Source organism: Bacillus sp. D386 (assembly GCF_006346415.1).
Map to the genome: position 1 here is coordinate 695,403 of NZ_VEMV01000001.1, position 19,001 is coordinate 714,403.

Annotated in this window: 18 protein-coding genes; 6 read left to right on the forward strand and 12 right to left on the reverse strand. The window is 36.0% G+C overall.

Annotation, left to right across the window (positions count from 1 at the left end; translation table 11 throughout):
- The first annotated feature begins 55 nt into the window (after window positions 1-55).
- Window positions 56-1,324: a hypothetical protein gene (locus FHY45_RS03315; protein WP_066101257.1), complete on the forward strand. Its 1,269-nt coding sequence runs from the start codon at window positions 56-58 to the stop codon at window positions 1,322-1,324.
- A 220-nt stretch (window positions 1,325-1,544) separates the two neighbouring features.
- Here FHY45_RS03315 and FHY45_RS03320 read toward each other — a convergent pair whose 3' ends face one another.
- Window positions 1,545-2,060: a CueP family metal-binding protein gene (locus tag FHY45_RS03320; protein WP_139891398.1), complete on the reverse strand. Its 516-nt coding sequence runs from the start codon at window positions 2,058-2,060 to the stop codon at window positions 1,545-1,547.
- A gap of 552 nt (window positions 2,061-2,612) precedes the next feature.
- Between FHY45_RS03320 and FHY45_RS03325 the strand changes: the two genes are divergently transcribed.
- Window positions 2,613-3,188 carry a hypothetical protein gene (locus tag FHY45_RS03325; protein ID WP_139891399.1) on the forward strand — a complete coding sequence of 192 codons (576 nt, stop codon included), beginning with the start codon at window positions 2,613-2,615 and terminating at the stop codon, window positions 3,186-3,188.
- Between the two features lie 141 nt (window positions 3,189-3,329).
- Here the strand turns inward: FHY45_RS03325 and FHY45_RS03330 are convergent, their stop codons facing one another.
- From FHY45_RS03330 to FHY45_RS03340, 3 genes are all read right to left on the reverse strand, one after another.
- Window positions 3,330-4,979, reverse strand: coding sequence for a catalase (locus FHY45_RS03330; protein ID WP_066101268.1), 1,650 nt, complete (start codon window positions 4,977-4,979; stop codon window positions 3,330-3,332).
- 558 nt (window positions 4,980-5,537) lie between these two features.
- On the reverse strand, window positions 5,538-6,077 hold the full coding sequence (locus FHY45_RS03335; RefSeq protein ID WP_066101271.1) for a PadR family transcriptional regulator: 540 nt from the start codon (window positions 6,075-6,077) through the stop codon (window positions 5,538-5,540).
- 41 nt (window positions 6,078-6,118) lie between these two features.
- Window positions 6,119-6,349 carry a hypothetical protein gene (locus FHY45_RS03340; protein WP_139063792.1) on the reverse strand — a complete coding sequence of 77 codons (231 nt, stop codon included), beginning with the start codon at window positions 6,347-6,349 and terminating at the stop codon, window positions 6,119-6,121.
- Between the two features lie 53 nt (window positions 6,350-6,402).
- Here FHY45_RS03340 and FHY45_RS03345 point away from each other — a divergent pair, with 53 nt between their 5' ends.
- A complete protein-coding gene (locus FHY45_RS03345; protein WP_139891400.1) occupies window positions 6,403-7,944 on the forward strand; it encodes a multicopper oxidase family protein in 1,542 nt (513 codons plus the stop codon).
- Between the two features lie 93 nt (window positions 7,945-8,037).
- On the opposite strand, the gene sdaAA is transcribed toward FHY45_RS03345, so the two are convergent.
- From sdaAA to FHY45_RS03375, 6 genes are all read right to left on the reverse strand, one after another.
- Window positions 8,038-8,943, reverse strand: coding sequence for an L-serine ammonia-lyase, iron-sulfur-dependent, subunit alpha (gene sdaAA / locus FHY45_RS03350; protein ID WP_066101277.1), 906 nt, complete (start codon window positions 8,941-8,943; stop codon window positions 8,038-8,040).
- A 33-nt stretch (window positions 8,944-8,976) separates the two neighbouring features.
- Window positions 8,977-9,636, reverse strand: coding sequence for an L-serine ammonia-lyase, iron-sulfur-dependent subunit beta (gene sdaAB, locus FHY45_RS03355; RefSeq protein WP_066101280.1), 660 nt, complete (start codon window positions 9,634-9,636; stop codon window positions 8,977-8,979).
- Window positions 9,637-9,779: 143 nt separating this feature from the next.
- Window positions 9,780-10,451 (reverse strand): helix-turn-helix transcriptional regulator, encoded by a 672-nt coding sequence (locus FHY45_RS03360; protein WP_066101283.1) that lies wholly within the window; start codon window positions 10,449-10,451, stop codon window positions 9,780-9,782.
- Between the two features lie 307 nt (window positions 10,452-10,758).
- Complete coding sequence (locus FHY45_RS03365; protein ID WP_139891571.1) at window positions 10,759-11,742, reverse strand: ring-cleaving dioxygenase; 984 nt, start codon at window positions 11,740-11,742, stop codon at window positions 10,759-10,761.
- A gap of 135 nt (window positions 11,743-11,877) precedes the next feature.
- Window positions 11,878-12,405, reverse strand: coding sequence for a YceI family protein (locus tag FHY45_RS03370; RefSeq protein WP_139891401.1), 528 nt, complete (start codon window positions 12,403-12,405; stop codon window positions 11,878-11,880).
- Window positions 12,406-12,674: 269 nt separating this feature from the next.
- The gene (locus FHY45_RS03375; protein WP_139891402.1) at window positions 12,675-12,908 is read right to left on the reverse strand and encodes a DUF3953 domain-containing protein; all 234 of its coding nucleotides are present in this window, start codon (window positions 12,906-12,908) and stop codon (window positions 12,675-12,677) included.
- Between the two features lie 1,150 nt (window positions 12,909-14,058).
- Between FHY45_RS03375 and FHY45_RS03380 the strand changes: the two genes are divergently transcribed.
- Window positions 14,059-15,450, forward strand: a complete 1,392-nt coding sequence (locus tag FHY45_RS03380) for a DHA2 family efflux MFS transporter permease subunit (RefSeq protein WP_139891403.1) — start codon at window positions 14,059-14,061, stop codon at window positions 15,448-15,450.
- 101 nt (window positions 15,451-15,551) lie between these two features.
- On the opposite strand, the gene FHY45_RS03385 is transcribed toward FHY45_RS03380, so the two are convergent.
- On the reverse strand, window positions 15,552-16,007 hold the full coding sequence (locus tag FHY45_RS03385; RefSeq protein ID WP_139891404.1) for a GNAT family N-acetyltransferase: 456 nt from the start codon (window positions 16,005-16,007) through the stop codon (window positions 15,552-15,554).
- 191 nt (window positions 16,008-16,198) lie between these two features.
- Window positions 16,199-16,588, reverse strand: a complete 390-nt coding sequence (locus tag FHY45_RS03390) for a PepSY domain-containing protein (RefSeq protein ID WP_257468965.1) — start codon at window positions 16,586-16,588, stop codon at window positions 16,199-16,201.
- A gap of 319 nt (window positions 16,589-16,907) precedes the next feature.
- Here FHY45_RS03390 and FHY45_RS03395 point away from each other — a divergent pair, with 319 nt between their 5' ends.
- Both FHY45_RS03395 and FHY45_RS03400 read left to right on the forward strand, forming a co-directional pair.
- Window positions 16,908-17,582 carry a response regulator transcription factor gene (locus tag FHY45_RS03395; protein WP_139891405.1) on the forward strand — a complete coding sequence of 225 codons (675 nt, stop codon included), beginning with the start codon at window positions 16,908-16,910 and terminating at the stop codon, window positions 17,580-17,582.
- On the forward strand, window positions 17,579-18,940 hold the full coding sequence (locus tag FHY45_RS03400) for a sensor histidine kinase (RefSeq protein ID WP_139891406.1): 1,362 nt from the start codon (window positions 17,579-17,581) through the stop codon (window positions 18,938-18,940). The genes FHY45_RS03395 and FHY45_RS03400 overlap by 4 nt, the downstream gene beginning before the upstream one ends.
- The last annotated feature ends 61 nt before the right edge of the window (window positions 18,941-19,001 follow it).

Below are 19,001 nucleotides of genomic sequence, written 5' to 3' on the forward strand. Positions count from 1 at the left end.
CTTCTGTATAATTAAGGTAATATGCGTTCTGATTATAAAGGGGTAGGTGCAAAATATGAATATAAAAATAAACGAATTAATTGATTCTACCAGAGCTAAATTTGGTTTGGATAATTATTATTTGAAACGACATTCATTATCTCGCAAGTTAAATATCTTAAATGAGACGGTATATTTTCTTGAAATGGAGTGGTTTCCTAATCATGTGGAGGAACAAGAGGAAGAAGAACTTAACCCTGAGGGCACAGCAGTTATTGAATTAGATATTAATAGCCTAAGATATGAGAGAGTAATTTTTGTAGGTGACATTTCTTATGCAAACGGCTTTAGATTTACTGAAGTTAATAGAGACACCGTTGTAAACTGGATTGAACAAGAAACTGGTTTGTCATATGGGAAGCACTTTAAATTGCATAAAGAAGAAAATGGGGAATTTAACTTTGAAGCATGCTTTGAAGATATATATTTTTCTCCCTCGGGTCATATTAAAGTGATTGTAGATCATAATGGTAACCTCACCCTCTACTCTAAACATGGTCTATTTCCACCCAATGAAATGATAAAGAAAGAAGTATACACACTATCTCTTGAATCAATAGAACACCTTGCATGGAAACAATTAAAGTTACTCAATTTCCCATCCTTTGAATCGGAACAACTCATCCCCGTTTATGGCGTGGAGGAAATTTATGTTACAAATGAACAGAAATCTGTAATCCCATTAGATTTCAACAAAGATATGAGACCCTTAGAAATAAATAAACCTATATATTGGGATGAACCCAACCTCAAACCATTTGAAAGACAGGAACTTAAATTGAGTTGGGATGTAACAATCGAGCAAGCAATATCCAATGAGCAGAGCCCGGATTCATTCCCAATTAGTAAAGCTGAGGAAGAAAAATGTATAGTAGGGGTCACTGAATTTTTGCGCCAGGTATACTCAAATGAAACAGGAAATTGGACACTGAAAACTCTACACCGTGATCAAGGATACATCCACGCAATATTACGATTAAATCAAGAAGACACTAAATGTGTTTTTCATAGAAAGCTTATGATTATTTTTGATGCGAAGAGTTTGCAAGCTATTAATTACATGGATAATCAGCCTTTTATTGATCAATTTGGTCATTTTTCTTGCTCAGAAGAAGTTTTGGTCAATAAAAACGAAGCTTATCAAAAAATTAAAGATCATTTTGAGCTGACACCTCGTTATGTCTTTGATTCTCAGCAAAATAAATATATATTATGCGGACTATTAGATTGTCATTATGGAGTACGCGCCTCGAGCGGGGATATTATCTCGTTAAATGATTTGTAAGCACAGTAACCAAATAGATAAATCATTGATATAAAAAATCCGCCCATCGTTTAAATTGGCGGATTTTACTTTTGCTTATGGGGTGGAATCTTTGTAGATTTTTTTTGAATTTTTGTTGTAATTCCCAATTTATTTCCTTTAGTTCACTCTCTACTTTTATATTTGTATAGATAAAAAAATCAGCGGATAGTTAATCTCAAACATATTTCTGAATAGACACCTATATTAATTGCATTGTAGTAATGCAGGTATTGTCGTCCTTAAAGGTAGAAATCGTCGTTTCAGATGTTTTTTCTCCATAGTTAATTCTTACCTGATATGTTTTCTCCCGTGGTAACCATATATCTATAAACCCATTTTCCAAGGAAGTCATGGTTTCATCAACAATGACCTTGCCATCTTCATCTTGAATATATACATTGAAATCCTTATTAACCAGTTCCCCCTGGCAGCCTGTTAAACTGTGGATTTCACATGGATGAGTCTCTTTAACATAGGGTGCAATGGAAACAAAAAACTCTTCCGCAGGAAGATCATAAGACTTCTCCTTATCATCCTTCACAATTAACTTACGTGATGTAATGGACGCAGAGACATTATCAAAACTCCCCGTACTATAATCTTGAACCATTTCCCTTATATCCTGTCCTTCTTCTTTACTTTCCTCTTCCGAATTACATCCCATCAACAAAAAAATGGACCATAAACTGATCATGATAAATAAAGCTTTTTTCATCTTTTCAACTCCTGTACACTAGTTCTATACAGGAATATTTTAACATACTAATAGATTTATATTTCTGTAATTGTTAACATTTATAGTCATTTAAAAAATGAAAGAGCCCTCACAAGGTTTTGCAAGCCAGCGTATACCAACAATTCTTTTACAATTTTATAATGCTATCTATTTTAGTTAAATATTTTCCAAAATATTGATTGATTTTCGTAGATTCTCTTTATCTTTGATTTCTCAGATGTCACAATATTACATATATTAACAAATAAGAATACAAATCTTAGCAATCTTGCTCTGCTAGACTGTACTCCTTGAGGATCTTACATAAGTTTGCCAATCAATTTAAAATACATACTACATCACTAAAAAAGTCATTCCTTCCTATCCCATGAAATGACGTTTATTTAGGTTAGTTTTTAGCTTTTTAAAGATGAGCTAGAGATAAACACCTCAGTAGTTTTAATTTGTTGCCAAACACATGTTCAATATTTTCTATGATTAGCACGCTGGAAAAAGGGATAAACGAACAAATTACAAAGGAGTGGAAGGCTAATGAAAAGAGCGATGATTAAAACTGGGCAAGGAAATTCTGTTAGTGGAAAACTGGCTGAAGAGATCAGTTATGAAGATCTAGTAAGCTATGGGAAAAGAGCTAAGCAAACATATTTTCATTTTGAGGAAGTACCCGATTTTCCCTTTCCAGGATTATCACCTACCCTGTATCCAATCTGGGAAGAAGGTGAAGGAGACGGTTGTTTAGTACTCTATGCTGATTATAATTTCCTTCCGCAAGCTGCCCTCTATTTAAGCGTCAATATTGATTATTTAATGGAGGAAATGGAAAAAGTGGCAGAACAAGCTAATAATGATGCTGGTCACCAAATGTTTGAAATCGCTTATGCTGCAGAAGAAGATTATGATTATATGATTTCAACAGGGGTGGCTATAGATCCCGAAGAGGCCAGTAATCTCAATGATTATCTAGAATTTATCAGCCTCACTTATATTTATCCTCTATTTGTATCTTCTTTGCGTTTTGCTGCATTGAGACATCAGGAAGACTTGAAGCAATTGATTGAAGATATGAACGAAATCATGTATGAAGATTCTGAAAACCAAAGTTCCTAATTATCATATTGGGAAGGCGATTTAATAAAGGGAATCCTCTCTTTCTATCATTTATCTCTAACTACTTCTATTGCTTCAATAACAAATCGTCATTAAAAAACTGCCAGTCAAATTGACTGGCAGTTTCTTTTAGTCCATCTATTAATATGGATCAGCCTCATGGCTTTTCTTCACAGCATCTTTTGTTGCTTCCATTGCTGCTGCCGTACCTTGACCGAATCTGGATTTACCTGCTTCACGGCCTGGTACTGCAGATTCTTCCTTCATTTCTGCTAATTCTTTCATTTTCATTTCGATGCCTTCTCTTACACGGCGTCCATATTCTTCATCTGCTTGAGTGAAGTATTCCACCATGGCATCTTGAATACGTTTATCACAAATTGCAAGAGCATTGGATAGGTTGTTAATTAACTCATCACGTTCCCAATCCTCAAAGCTGCGATATGTTTCACCTGCTTGACCAAAGTTGTTAGGACGGTCAATTGGTTCACTCATGACTGCAGCATTGTATGTTGGACGGTGTTGCGGACGTTCTTCTTTACTTGCTTCCTGGAATCCGCCAACCATAGATGGCTCATAGTTAATATGCGGATTATCTCCGGATTCTTTTGGATCGCGAACATCCATTTGGCCGCGATGCTGATTAGTGCGAACTGGCACTTTTGGTGCATTCACTGGCAATTTAAGATAGTTCGGTCCTACACGATAACGTTGTGTATCAGAGTAGGAGAATGTACGTCCTTGCAGCATTTTATCGTCTGAGAAATCCATACCATCAACAAGAACTCCAGTACCGAAGGCAGCTTGTTCAATTTCAGCATGATAATCGACCGGATTACGATCTAATACCATTTTACCAACTGGCAACCATGGGAATTTGTCCTCTGGCCATAGTTTAGTATCATCAAGAGGATCAAAATCAAGTTCAGGATGATAATCATCCTCCATAATTTGTACATATAACTCCCATTCAGGGTATTCTCCACGTTCAATCGCTTCATATAAATCCTGTGTTGCATGGGCAGTTGTTTTAGCCTGGATAGAATCTGCATCTTCTTGTGTCAAGTTACGAATTCCTTGTTTTGGCTCCCAGTGATATTTAACCAACACTGCTTCGCCTTTATCATTTACCCATTTATACGTATTTACACCAGATCCCTGCATGTGGCGGTATGTTGCTGGAATACCCCATGGAGAGAATAGGAATGTAATCATATGTGTTGCTTCAGGTGTGCGGGAAACAAAATCAAACATCCTTCTAGGATCTGCCACGTTTGAAGCTGGATCCACTTTAAATGCATGAATCATATCAGGGAATTTCATTGCATCACGGATAAAGAAAATTTTAAGGTTGTTCCCAACCAAATCCCAGTTACCGTCTTCTGTATACATTTTAACAGCAAATCCACGTGGATCACGTGCTGTTTCAGATGAATCTTTTGCACCTGCCACTGTAGAGAAACGAACCATTAATGGGGTACGTTTTCCAGCACCGGAAAATACTTTTGCACGAGTATATTTTTCTACTGGCTCATCGCCAACTTTTCCATATGTTTCGAAATATCCAAATGCTCCTGCACCACGAGCATGAACGACACGCTCAGGTACTTCCTCACGGTCAAAGTGGGAAATCTTTTCAATAAAGTGATAGTTCTCAAGTGTTGCAGGTCCACGATTTCCGACTGTGCGGATATTTTGGTTATCCGTTACTGGATGGCCCTGACGAGTTGTCAAAGTCTCGCGTTTCATTTCTTCTTTCTTTGAACCATTATGATCTTTGTTCTCTGCCATACTGAAAACCTCCTCTTTTAATAGCTCTCCTTATAACCCCTGTATGATGAATATACAGTATTAAGGAGTACCATCTTTGGAATTAATTTCAATCTATAATAATTATAAACAACTTCTATTATTACTATAAATTACAGGTTAAAAAGATTGCAAATGATATGGTATTTCTAAGTTTTAAACCTCTTTTTTCAAAAAAAATACATGAAATTTATCCTATATTTCTACCAGAATTTTTAATAACAGCAGTTATCTAATGTTGTATGGTGAATGATAATTCTGTGAAGTAGATAAAAGAACCATAAATATATGTACCTTTATAAATGAGAAAATCTTTGTGTCCAATTCTAGTAGAAATAAAATATAGGAGTTTATTGGTGAGAAGCTGACCAATCTATATTTCATTTTTATAGAACACCTCTCCTTCTAGATAGGTATCGCCAACACTTTATTAGGCAGCATATAAAAGGCACCACAATTGTTAGTAGACTCTAACATTTGTGGTGCCTTAAAATCTCCAAATCTTTTGTAATTTTTCAAAAAAATATAGTTCCTGTTAATTTATATTTTCCTCTGTTTGATCTGTTTGATTAACTCTTCCAACCAGTAAATAGTATGATCTACTCTAGCAGTCACATACTCCCCTATAAACTCTACAAGGTTCTTGTTTTCCTCGTCTACTTCAACCTTTTTTTCAAAATCTTTAATATGCATCCATTGAGCACGGATATGCTCTGATTTCTTGTTAAGAATAGTTAGAACCCGATCACGATCGACATACCTGATATTAGCAATACCTACTACCATATCACTGATATCCTCGGCATTTTCCAACAGTTTGTATATTTTCTTAGGAAGCTCTTCACGTCCCTTATCCGTAATCGCAAAAACTTGTTTATCTGGACGATGTTCCTCTTTTATAACTTCAACTTGTTCAACCAATCCCTGTTTAGCCAACGATTCAAAGTGATAGTACAGTTTGCTTTCTGTTAATCCACCTAATTGATCCAATGGAATTGGCTCTGAAAGCTGCTTTTTTAATTTATAAGGATAATTATTATCCTCCATTAGTTTGCTTAATATAAAGATTTGGATAGCCATTTCTAAGCTCCTTCAGCATAATTATCTTTATTTTAGCAAAATTAAGCAGGCATTTCAGCAGTCTTCTCATTTTCGGTTTCATTTATTGCTTCATCATTCTCAACTGGAACTGATTTGTGGAAGGTACTCAAATAAATAGATTCAGGGAACTTCAGCCAGTCTGTTGTTCCCTTTTTTATTGCTAAAAATTTTAATGCATTTTCTTTAAACAATCGCCGCTCCGCTATTCTCACTAATTTATCTCTCTTTACTAGTCCAAATGACCACTTCAAACCATCCTGTTCATCATAGTCTAATGTATATTGTGAAAAAGGAGACCGACAACATGAGTCCAAAACTGGAAAAGTTCGTGGATCCACTCCAAATTATGAAAACCCTGAATCCCAAGGAGAATGGTCGAGGCGGAACATATTATGAAGTAAGAATGCAGGAGTTTCAACAAAAGCTACACCGAGATTTACCGCCAACTCGCTTATGGGGTTATAACAGCCAATATCCCGGGCCTACTATAGAAGCCAAGCAGGGGGAGGTTGTAAAGGTTAAATGGAAGAATAATCTTCCTGACAAGCATTTTCTCCCTGTCGATAAAACATTCCATCATCTAGAACATATGCCGGAGGTTCGAACAGTTACACATTTACATGGCAGCGAAACCCGTCCCGATAGTGATGGATACCCGGATGCCTGGTTTACAAATAATTTCAAGGAAGTTGGCGAAGCTTTCACAAGAAAAGTATATGAATATCCAAACAATCAGCGTGGAGCTACCCTCTGGTATCATGATCACGCCATGGGCATTACCAGACTGAATGTATATGCTGGTCTTGCCGGAATGTATATTATTCGGGATGAACAGGAAAAATCGCTGAAACTGCCAAGCGGTTCTTTTGAAATTCCCCTATTGATACAGGACCGGACATTCAACGATGACGGCTCTTTATTTTATCCAAGCCAGCCGGATAATCCCGCAGAAGGTTTACCAAACCCTTCCATCAGACCGTTCTTTCTTGGAGATACTATTCTTGTAAATGGGAAGGTATGGCCGTTTTTAGAAGTGGAGCCACGCAAATATCGTTTTCGTATTTTGAATGGTTCGAATACACGCGGTTACCAAATGGAACTTGATTCCGGACAATCTTTTTATCAAATTGGATCTGATGGCGGTTTATTGCCAAAAACAGTAATGATGGACAGCATTCTAATTGAACCTGCAGAAAGAATGGATGTCATCGTCGATTTTAGCCAATATGAAGGCAAAACCATCACGCTAAAAAATAATCTTGGACCTAATACAGACCCAGCTGATCAAACAGGTGATATCCTTCAATTCAGGGTAAATCAGCCACTTTCCAGCCAGGACAATAGCCATATTCCCAACAGATTATCCTATGTACCCTCTTTAAAACACAACAATATATCGGCCATTCGCAACCTCAAATTAGTAAGTACAACCGACCAATACAGCCGTACTCTGCTTTTACTCGATAATAAAATGTGGATGGATCCAGTGACAGAAAAACCACGATTAGATACGACTGAGATTTGGAGCTTAATGAATCTTACAAACGTTACTCATCCAATTCATATCCATTTAATCCAATTCCAAATACTCGATCGCCGGCCATTTGATTTGGATCGTTATAACGAGGATCGAACCATTATCTTTACTGGACCTGCACAGCCTCCAAAGCCAAATGAATACGGTTGGAAAGACACAGTTGCTGTCCCTCCTGGAGAGATTACCCGCTTGATCATGCGCTTCTCTCCATATAGCGGCTCGTATGTTTGGCATTGTCACGTTCTGGAACATGAAGATTATGACATGATGAGGCCTTACATGATTATAGATCCACATAAAGAAGATTAATGGATTCCTTCCCATTTAATTTCAGGACCACACTCACAACCATTTAAAAAGCGCCTGCCTGCATCTTAACTTGATGCGGACAGACGCTTCTTATTATTTTGCCAACAAGTAATCTACTAATTTAGCTTTTGGTTTTCCGAAGATTTCTTCTTCCAATCTGCGGCCTGTTGGAGTGGCTGCAAGTCCGCCTTCTGCTGTTTCCCGTAATGCAGATGGCATGGACTTTCCGATTTCATACATCGCACTGATTACTTCATCACATGGGATACGGCTTGTTACCCCTGCCAACGCCATGTCAGCTGCTGTTATTGCATTTGAAGCTCCCATCGCATTTCGTTTAACACACGGAACTTCCACAAGCCCGGCGACTGGGTCACATACAAGCCCAAGCATATTTTTCATAGTAATTGCAAAAGCTTCTGCGGATTGCTGCGGTGTTCCACCAGCCATCTCCACTATGGCAGCTGCCGCCATGGCACTAGCTGATCCAACTTCTGCCTGGCAACCCCCAGCTGCACCAGAGATGGATGCATTATTTGCTACTACAAAACCGAACGCTGCTGTCGTAAATAAGAATTCAATCATTTCCATTCTAGTCGGATTCAACTGTTCTTTAACGGCAAATAATGTACCAGGAACAACGCCGGCTGAACCTGCTGTTGGTGTGGCACAAATAACTCCCATTGCTGCATTTACTTCATTGGTTGCCACTGCTTTGCTGACAGCATCTAATAAAAGTTTACCAGATAGAGATTTACCTGAATTAATATAGTTTTGTAATAACACCGCATCTCCTCCGGTTAATCCCGAATGAGATTTAACACCATTAAGACCTCTCTCTACCGCCCGTTCCATAACTGCGAGGTTCTCATCCATTTGAGCAATAATATCTTCTCTTGATCGCTCGGACACTTCCATTTCCTGCCTAATCATAATTTCGGAAATTTTAACATTATTGGATTGTGCCAGCTCTACAAGCTCGGCCACATTTCGAAACATATTCTTTCCTCCTCTTGCTGTCAGTATTTAATTTTACATACGGATTACATGGTTTACGTTTGGCAATGAACTAAGCTCTTCTATGATTTCTTCTCCGAGCTTTTGATCCATTTCAATTACCATAATTGCGATGTCTCCCCGTTCTTTACGCGAAACCTCCATATGGCTGATATTAATCTCATTTTTAGCTAATACACTTGTAACGGATGATATCAGCCCAAATTGATCCCTGTGAATAACCAATATAGCTGGCTGCCCACCTGACAGCTTTAATTTAAACGAATTTATTTCAGTTATCTCAATCGTTCCACCACCAATGGAAATGCCGACTAATTCTAACTTTTTATCTCCATCATCAAACAAATTTATTTTAACCGTATTAGGATGTTCAACTACAGCCTCTTCAACCAGAAATTGAACTTCCATTCCTGCCTGTTCAGCGAATTTATATGCATCTGGAATACGCTCATCAAAGGTATCAAAATCCAGTAAACCAGCAATTAAGGCTAAGTCTGTTCCATGACCTTTATAGGTTTTTGCAAAAGAACCGTATAACGAAATGATTGCTCGCTTTGGTTGTTTGCTAAATATAGTTCTGGCTGCTCTTCCTATTTTGGCAGCTCCTGCTGTATGTGAACTGGATGGGCCAATCATAACCGGACCAATTATATCAAATGCTGATCGATACTTCATTATGTTTTTCTCCTTTTTTCAATCTGCTTTTTAGATAGCTTACTTTTCTTCAGATACTTCCAGCCAAAGCCCCATCGCTTTCATTCTATTAGAAGCTTAGCTAAATAGTGCAAAAATCCTTAATCGACAAGTAATAGATTCCTTTATTTCACCTGATATTCTAATTGGTAATCTATTTGTGTGCGTATTTTTTGCAAATAATTATAGATTGTAAACTTCGATACTCCTAAAACGGATGCTAAATAGTCTGTTGAACCTTTAATTAGGAAAGCACCTTTTTCCTGTAATAATCTTACACATTCTATTTTCTCTTCTAGACTCAACATGGATGGCGGTTTCTTAAAACCGGATAAAACTTGATCAACCATATCTTGAATGACTTCCTGTACGGTCGAATAAAAGTTTTCAGACTTCTCTTCTGTTTCAGTAAAAGAAATGAAATCCTGAATTTCTGCCTCGTATTGAATCATCATTGAAATATCATAATTAATGCAAATAGCCCCAATAACATGATTTTCCACATCCCGCAGAAAAATGGTCGATGATTTCATTGTGATTCCATTTATCAATCTGGTTTTATAGTTTGGAATATCCTCTATGTCAGATACAGGTTTAGTCAATTCGTTTAATACTAAATCCGTACATGGACTACCTATTTCTCTTCCTGTAACATTGCCGGCTAAATAGACAAGAGATTTTTTTAAATCTGCAAAATCATGTACCGCCACTTCACAGCGCGGCCCAAACATTTTAACAATCATATCTGCTGTGCGTATCGCCATATTAAAAATCGGTGCATTCGGATCTATCGCCATACTCTCACTCCCTAAACGCAAACGGTTTCAAATCATTCTAAAATAAATAAAATTTAATCAAAAATGGCTTTATTTGTTAACTCAGATATCATAACATGAATTTGGTATAATTTAAATAAAATTGTAATAGTTACAAAAATATTGTAACAATTTTCAAATAATCTATCTTTCTTATATAGAAAACTAGATTCACTATTAAAGATAAAAGGGCTAATCGAAATTTACGATTAGCCCTGAAATAGTATCTTAGTTTTCAATCTCATCTTAGTTGCTTATAATGAATTGCCGATTATGTTGTTCTTACTCTTTACAAGTATTCTTTTTCAAACGTTAAGGTACTGCGAACCGTATCAATGGATCGAACTATACTTTCAATTTGTTCTCGTTTTTCTTCTAAAAATGGCGGCAAGGATAATTTTTCTCCAAGAGTTTCGTATGGTTCATCCTCCATAAATCCAGGACCGTCCGTTGCAAATTCAAATAAAATATGCGGTGCCAATCTTGCATAGAGTGAACCAAAATAATAACGTTCTACATAACCTGAATTGGGTATATTAAATGCCTGCAAACGTTTTTGCCAATCCTTCAGCTCTGAGCGGTCATTCACGCGAAATGCCACATGGTGAACTGTACCAAAGCCTTGCTGTGCCTGTGGAAGAGTTGTATTGTGTTCTACAATAACCTGTGCTCCATTGCCTCCTTCGCCCATTTCAAACAAATGATAAGATTCATGGCTGTCTAACACTCTAAACAACAAAACCTCTTCCATAAGTTTTTTTAAATAATCGAAATTAGAGGTACGAATAAATATTGGACCCAATCCTGTAATAGCATATTCCAATGGGACAGGCCCCTTTTGCCAAGGCGTTCCGGAAGCTACTCCCTCATTACTCTGATCAGAAATTAGTTGATATGACTGATCATCAAAATCAGTAAAGGACACTGTTTTTTTGCCGAACCATTCTTGAATTCCTGTATGTTTAACTTCGTATTTATCAAACCGTTTAATCCAATAGTCTAGAGCTGCGTCACTTGGAACTCGGAAAGATGTTTTCGAAATTTCATTGTTCCCGTGAATTCCCTTTGAAATACTAGGGAAATCAAAGAAAGTCATATCTGTACCCGGGGAGCCGACATCATCTGAAAAAAATAAATGATACGTTTTAATATCATCCTGGTTGACGGTTTTCTTCACTAAGCGTATACCAAGAACCCCTGTAAAGAATTCATAAATTTTTTCTGCACTGCTCGTAATCGCAGTCACATGGTGCAATCCTTTTAATTCATTCAATATCATATCTATACCTCCGTTAACTATTTATCTCGAATTCGAGATAATGGATAAAAAAAGAGCGGAATCACTCATAAATTACCCTCTTTAGAAGACATTATCCTTCTTTATTTCCCCTTAGAAGAACGATTAAACTTATGCTGCCGGGTTAATCTCTAATTCTATTTCTATTTTAATATCTTTACCAATTAAAACGCCGCCCGTTTCAAGTGCTGCATTATAAGTAAGACCAAAATCTTCTCGGTTAATCTTCGCGTCCCCTTCAAAACCGTATACTTCAACTCCCCAAGGATTTTTGCCTTTTCCGCCAAATTCGACATCGAATGTAACTGACTTTGTTATATCCTTAATAGTCAGATCACCAGTTACTTTATAGTCATCCCCAGATCTTGTAATGCTTGTAGATTTAAATTCGATTGTAGGATATTCTTCCACATCAAAAAATTCAGCAGATTTCAAGTGTGTATCACGATCTTCTGAAAAAGTGTTAATACTTGCTGGATCAAATTGAAATGCAATTTGAGCTGTTGTCAAATCTGTTAAATCCGCAGCTTCAATATCTGCTGTATACGAATCAAATTTTCCTTTTACCTTTGATACCATCATATGTTTCACTGCAAAGCCAATTGTTGAATGAGACTGGTCAACTATCCATTTCGCCATTTTTTATTCCTCCAATACTTTTATTTCGAATTCGAGACTTTATGTAAAATGCAATATATCTCGAATTCAAAATTCTTTAATTAAGGATAAATTTAACACGAGTACATTTTCTTGTCAATTTATTCAGGATTTTTTACCAATGTGGATATGGATCAGTTTATGCCAGATCTCTAAACAATATGATTACTCACAATGTAATCTGAAATGTAAGATGTGATCACATATTGATCATAAATCTGAAAGCGCCAAAAAGATCCTACTGCAGATTGTTAATTCAGTATAAAACCTTCAATTGCTACATACATGGCAAACAAAAATCCACCTAGACTCACCCAACTAATCAGTTTTCGTCCTTTTTGATATTCTTCTAATCCAATGATTAACATCATTAACCCTAAGAAAAAAATCATAAATGGTTGGTACGCAAAGCTTCTAGTAATAAATCCGTATAATACAAATATTAAAACTACCGTTGAAAAAACATAGCGTAAAATTTTCAGCATGATTCCATACTCCTTATATCCTAGTAACAACCTATTACTATAGCTTTTCGACTCCTAATGCCGTTAATCCTTTTTTATTCTATACAGTTCTTAAAGATGTAAAACTTTATTTAATCAGAAAGCAGAACCTTTTCATTTTCAAATATTTCACATCTTAAATAATTATGTATCACAGGATGATTTTATTTACTATTTTCTTGGTGGCCAGTAGTGAAATAGGTATTCAGAGGATAATAAATCGGGAACTGCCTATCAATGAATATTTATCAATAGTTGAATTTAGATAGAATAAACTACCCCGCTGTATGAAACCATCACTAATAACCAGTTAATCTAACCACCGCTTTATATTATTTTGAAATAATAAAATTCGGTATATGAATTACTTAAAAAATACAATCCACTTCCCAATTTAGTGCATGTTTACCCTGCTATAAATGTAAGGGGATACATTTTTAATAGTTTTATATACTGATTCATCCTTGATATAGCAAGGTTTCATTTTTACCCCCATGCATAAAACTCCTAATACATAAAAAGATCAATTATAAAAATATTGTCACAAAAAAACAAATTACTTACACAAGAAGAAATATTTTGTTATAGTGAAAAACAGACTGACTGGTTAGTATGGTGGAGGTGTACTAACAGGAGGGATACAAAATTGCTGATTATTTACGAATGCAATGGACTATCCCGCCAAAAGGATATACAGGTGTTGGATCCTACGAAACAAGCATAAAAATAGCAAAGTTTCGTTCTCTCACCATTTGAAAGAAGTATGATTCTACTTGCGAATACTGGATTTATCTCAAATTATCAATAATTAATGCCCAAGTGGAATGATTAAAAACGAATCAATGACTAAAAAAACATAGAGACAATGACTTGCTTTACAGTTAGCAAATATAGGTGAGTGAAAATTCGCCCTAATGTAGTTTTAGTATGTATGTTTACAAGAGTCTGATTTTAATTGAGAAAATTTTATAATCAAAGGTTTTATCGAATCTTTTTTCAGAAGATTCTGTATTCTTCTATTTCTTTAGTGATTAGACTTCCAATGAAGATGGATTTTTGCTCTACAAATGCGTTTCTCCCTGAGAGCAATCTCGAATTTACAAATAATTTATTTTTAGAGGAGTTATAACAAGTGAATAAACAAATACAAATCAAAACGGGACCGATAATGGCTGCCCTCTTGGTAGCAGGATTTGTCGGGCTTTTTAGTGAAACAGCTTTAAATATAGCATTAGGACAATTAAGCCAAATTTTTAGTGTGGATGCAACAACCATTCAGTGGTTGGCAACAGGCTACTTTTTAACACTTGGTATTTTAGTACCAGTTACAGGTATTTTAATGCAAAAATTCACGACACGCCAAATGTTCATGGCAGCTTTATTTTTCTCTCTTATAGGGACAGTTTTAGCTGCTTTAGCACCCACATTTAGCGTACTTTTAACAGCACGTATTATTCAAGCAGCTGGGTTGGCTATCATTTTACCTTTAACACAAAGTGTTATTTTCACGATTTTCCCGCCAAATAAACGTGGAGCTGCAATGGGAACAATGGGATTAGTTATTTTAGCTGGACCAGCTTTTGGACCAACCTTAGCAGGCATGATTTTAGACACCTTATCTTGGCATTGGATTTTCTGGTTCACCATTCCATTCTTATTAATTTCACTAATCATTGGCTATATCTATATACCGAATGTTAATGAAATCCGTAATGTCTCAATTGATATTTTATCTGTAGTATTATCTACAATTGGTTTTGGTGGTGTTGTATACGGTGTAAGTGTCGGTGGAGAGCTTGGCTGGACAAATGCAACCGTATTAGGAACAATTATTATCGGCTTAATCGCATTACTATTCTTCTGTATCCGTCAAAATAAGATGGAACACCCAATGTTAAACTTAAAAGCATTTAGATACCCAATGTTCGTTTTAGGTCTTGCTATGAATATTATTACCTTCCTCAACATGCTTTCCATGCTTGTTGTTTTACCAATGTATATGCAAATGGCCCTTATCGTTTCAGCATTTGTAACAGGATTAATGATGCTTCCGGGGAGTTTAATCAACTGTGTACTTGCGCCGATAATTGGTAAATTATTTGACAAATATGGACCACGTGCCGTGATTACTCCAGGTACAATTCTTGTTGTCATTGGATATGGACTTTATGCATCATACGGAACAGATACCGCTCTTTGGATTATGGTATTGACACATATCGTGATGATGTTAGGTGTTGGTATGGTCTTAGCATCCGTACAAACAAATACACTGAATGCATTACCTAGACAATATTATCCAGATGGTATTGCAATTACACAAACGTCTCAGCAAGTAGCCGGAGCTATAGGTATTGCGGTAATGGTATCTCTATTCTCTATGAAACAAGCTGATTACTTATCCGGTGCAGCCAATGATTTAACTGCAGCTGCAGCTACTGGTTCAGCATTTGTATTTAAGATCAGTTTAATTTTAGCTATCATAAATGTCGTTCTTTCATTCTTCTTGAAAAAAACACAGTAAACTGGGAAGATTGAGAGAAAACGAAACCAAATAGAGTGAAATAAATAAAGCTAACACCCTAAATCCTCTGCGATTCTAGTTGGTGTTAGCTTTGTTTTTATTTATCTATGCCCCTCTTTACGGGCTTGTATATATCCATAATAGACGCACGTTCCATTTTGGGACAAGTCTTTGACTTCAAATCCGCACTTTTCATAGAAACTGAAATTATCAGCGGACGTATGCGCGAACCAATCTCCATGAGGAAGCTTTTGTACACATAGTTCAACTAATTTTTTACCGATCTCCTTTCCTCGATATTCGGTTAAAACGACTAAATCCATTATAGTAGCGGCCATTATTTTGTCTGAAATAACCCGAACCATTCCAATCATTCGGCTAGAATCCCATACAGTATAAGCCCAGGTGGAGTTTTCAAATATTAATGAAAACTTTTCTTTCTGCCAATCTGGTGTGTTTCTCGCCCATCCTGCATCTGTAAAAAGAGTTTCTACACTTTCAGCTGGAACTCCTTCTGTCCCTTCCAGGATGACTAAGCCGTTAAAATATTGGTACATATCGTCTCCTCCTTGTATCCAGATATCTTTTATATCATAATACCAGAATTTAACTTATCCATATCCATAAAAAAGAGACTCCCAAAAAGAGATAAATCTTTTGGCGGAGTCTCCTGATTATTAAATCCATTTAATTCAATTAGACATGTTCTTCCTCTTATGTTGGTTGTACTTAAGAAATTTTCATGAATTTAATTTTTACCATCAAATTCGGAACGGGAAATATGATCATCGTCAAAATCATCATCTATTTCTATAGTGCCTGTTCTACCTTTTACAGTGATTGTTTTCAAAAGATTTTCTGAAGTTTTAATTTCAACATCGTATTCGTATTCAGAACGGGAAATACGGTCATCTTCCAAATTGAATTCTTTTTGAACACTGATAACTTCTCCATCAATTTGCTTCAAAGCTATTTCTTTAATTTGTGCTTCTGTATAGTTGTCATTCTTATTTGCATAGTAATAACCCATTCCAACATAACCGCCTACAATGGCGATTCCAAGAACAATTATGGCAATAAAGCCACCGATTATTTTCTTTTTATTTTCTACTACCATGTTTTTGTATTTTGTTAACATAGCTATCTCTCCTTTTTATCGTTTATATACAATTTCCTTTTCTAGTTAATCTTCAAACTGGTCTAATTGGTCAATAAAATTGATTAGAATTTTTAATTTACGAAGAACATAAGACCATTTGACCAGAACACGAACCAATTATCATTCCATTAATTTTGACGCCTCTCCTCCTGTCTTTTATTCTTTTCCTTGATCTTGACTTCATCATAATGGGTAAACATTAAAGGAACATTAATGAATAAAAATGATTTTCTCATCTTTTTTTAATAAACGTGAATTATAGTAAAATATATTAAATAAGAAGAAAAGGAGACTAAACATGCGGATCCTCATAGTCGAAGATGAAAAAGATTTACAAAACGTTCTTGCAAACCGTTTAAAAGTGGAAAATTACAGTGTGGACGCATGTGGAAATGGGTCTGATGCACTCGATTATATTTCCATGGCTTCTTATGATTTGATTGTGTTAGATATAATGATTCCAGAAGTAAATGGACTGGAAGTTTTACAGCATATAAGAGAAGAAGGGAATCGTACTCCTGTTTTATTGTTAACCGCAAAAGATACGATTGAAGATCGGGTCAAAGGACTGGATTTAGGCGCAGATGATTATTTAATCAAACCATTTGCCTTCGATGAACTACTGGCCAGGATACGGGTGTTAATGCGCCGGCAATCAGGTAACACATCCAACGTTTATGAAATAGGCGATTTAGTAGTGGACTGTAATACCCATAAGGTAACGCGACAGGGTAAAAATATTGACCTTTCCAGCAAGGAGTTTGCAATTTTGGAATATATGATTCGCAATAAAGATATTGTATTGTCTCGAGATAATATTGAACAGCATGTTTGGAATTATGATTATGAAGGCGGCTCAAATATCGTTGATGTTTATATTCGTTATCTAAGAAAGAAGATAGACAATGATTTTGAAATCAAGCTTATCCATACCATAAGAGGATCTGGCTACGTATTGAGGATAGAGTCATGAAAAAATTATCTATTAAAATGAAGATCACTCTCTGGTATACGGGCCTGATTGTGATTATTATGGCTATGGTATTAAGTATTATTTTGGCCTCTTCCGATAAAATTCTTCTGTTAAATATCCAGGACCAACTCGAGGAATCAGTAAAAGAAGGTTTTAGAGATATAGATTATAAAAACGGACATTTAGAGGTAGATAATGATTTTGAGTATTATGATGATGGGGTCACTCTTTTAATTTACGATAAAAATGGTGCTTTACTGGAAGGCAATGTTCCATCTGGATTTAACGGGGACACACCAATGAATAAGGATGGACTTCAAACCATTGAACAGAATGGACAGGAATGGCTATTATATGATCACCCATATAAAAAATTTAATGATGAGATATGGATTCGAGGCGTTTATCAATTAAATCAATTATCGTCAGCCATGAACACCATTTTACTTGTGACTCTAATTGCTTTTCCATTCCTTATTATTGTAGCAGCTACCGGCGGATATTCTATTACAAAAAGAGCGTTTCGTCCCGTACAAAAAATGATTGATACAGTCAGCGAAATTAACGACGGACAAGATTTATCAAAACGTATTAACCTTAAGGGATCAAATGATGAAATTCATGCTTTGGCACAGACCTTTGATCGAATGTTCGATAGATTACAATCTTCATTTGAGAATGAAAAACAATTTACTTCTGATGCCTCTCATGAATTAAGGACACCTACTTCTGTCATCATCTCTCAATCTGAATACGCCTTATCTCAAATTGATGATTCAAAAGAAGTAAAGGAATCCCTTGAGGTCATTCTAAAACAATCCCAAAAAATGTCCTCTCTCATTTCGCAATTACTTTTACTGGCCAGAGTTGATCAGCAGAATATGGACCATTTTCTATTTGAAAGGCTTAATATTAGTGAGTTAACAGAAATGATAGCAGAAGAATTAACCTATATGGCTGATAAAGCTGATATTGAGATAATTACAGAACTAGAGGATAATCTTTTTATAAAAGCAGATCAAACGTTAATCATGAGATTACTTATGAACCTGATTACGAATGCGGTTGCCTATGGAAGGCCTGGCGGATATGTAAAGATTAAATTATATCAGCAGGGTAATCATGTGATAGGTGAGATTTCGGATAATGGAATTGGCATTAGTGCAGAACATATAAATAAAATATGGGATCGTTTTTATCGCGTCGATCCTTCTCGTACCTCAACTGCTAACGGCAATACAGGTCTTGGCTTGTCGATCGTAAAATGGATTGTCAGTCTGCACGGCGGCACCATTGATGTATCAAGTGAATTAGATAAAGGAAGTACCTTTAAGTTTCGTTTACCTATAGGCTATTAAAGAGTTTAATTAGAGGATATTATTCTAGGCACCTACACCAGTATGATAGGTGCCTTTTAAG

Coding starts and splice junctions, on each gene's coding strand:
- FHY45_RS03315 (WP_066101257.1), top strand. CDS start 56: ATGAATATAAAAATAAACGAATTAATTGATTCTACCAGAGCTAAATTT.
- FHY45_RS03320 (WP_139891398.1), bottom strand. CDS start 2,060: ATGAAAAAAGCTTTATTTATCATGATCAGTTTATGGTCCATTTTTTTG.
- FHY45_RS03325 (WP_139891399.1), top strand. CDS start 2,613: ATGAAAAGAGCGATGATTAAAACTGGGCAAGGAAATTCTGTTAGTGGA.
- FHY45_RS03330 (WP_066101268.1), bottom strand. CDS start 4,979: ATGGCAGAGAACAAAGATCATAATGGTTCAAAGAAAGAAGAAATGAAA.
- FHY45_RS03335 (WP_066101271.1), bottom strand. CDS start 6,077: ATGGCTATCCAAATCTTTATATTAAGCAAACTAATGGAGGATAATAAT.
- FHY45_RS03345 (WP_139891400.1), top strand. CDS start 6,403: ATGAGTCCAAAACTGGAAAAGTTCGTGGATCCACTCCAAATTATGAAA.
- sdaAA (WP_066101277.1), bottom strand. CDS start 8,943: ATGTTTCGAAATGTGGCCGAGCTTGTAGAGCTGGCACAATCCAATAAT.
- sdaAB (WP_066101280.1), bottom strand. CDS start 9,636: ATGAAGTATCGATCAGCATTTGATATAATTGGTCCGGTTATGATTGGC.
- FHY45_RS03360 (WP_066101283.1), bottom strand. CDS start 10,451: ATGGCGATAGATCCGAATGCACCGATTTTTAATATGGCGATACGCACA.
- FHY45_RS03370 (WP_139891401.1), bottom strand. CDS start 12,405: ATGGCGAAATGGATAGTTGACCAGTCTCATTCAACAATTGGCTTTGCA.
- FHY45_RS03375 (WP_139891402.1), bottom strand. CDS start 12,908: ATGCTGAAAATTTTACGCTATGTTTTTTCAACGGTAGTTTTAATATTT.
- FHY45_RS03385 (WP_139891404.1), bottom strand. CDS start 16,007: ATGTACCAATATTTTAACGGCTTAGTCATCCTGGAAGGGACAGAAGGA.
- FHY45_RS03390 (WP_257468965.1), bottom strand. CDS start 16,588: ATGTTAACAAAATACAAAAACATGGTAGTAGAAAATAAAAAGAAAATA.
- FHY45_RS03395 (WP_139891405.1), top strand. CDS start 16,908: ATGCGGATCCTCATAGTCGAAGATGAAAAAGATTTACAAAACGTTCTT.
- FHY45_RS03400 (WP_139891406.1), top strand. CDS start 17,579: ATGAAAAAATTATCTATTAAAATGAAGATCACTCTCTGGTATACGGGC.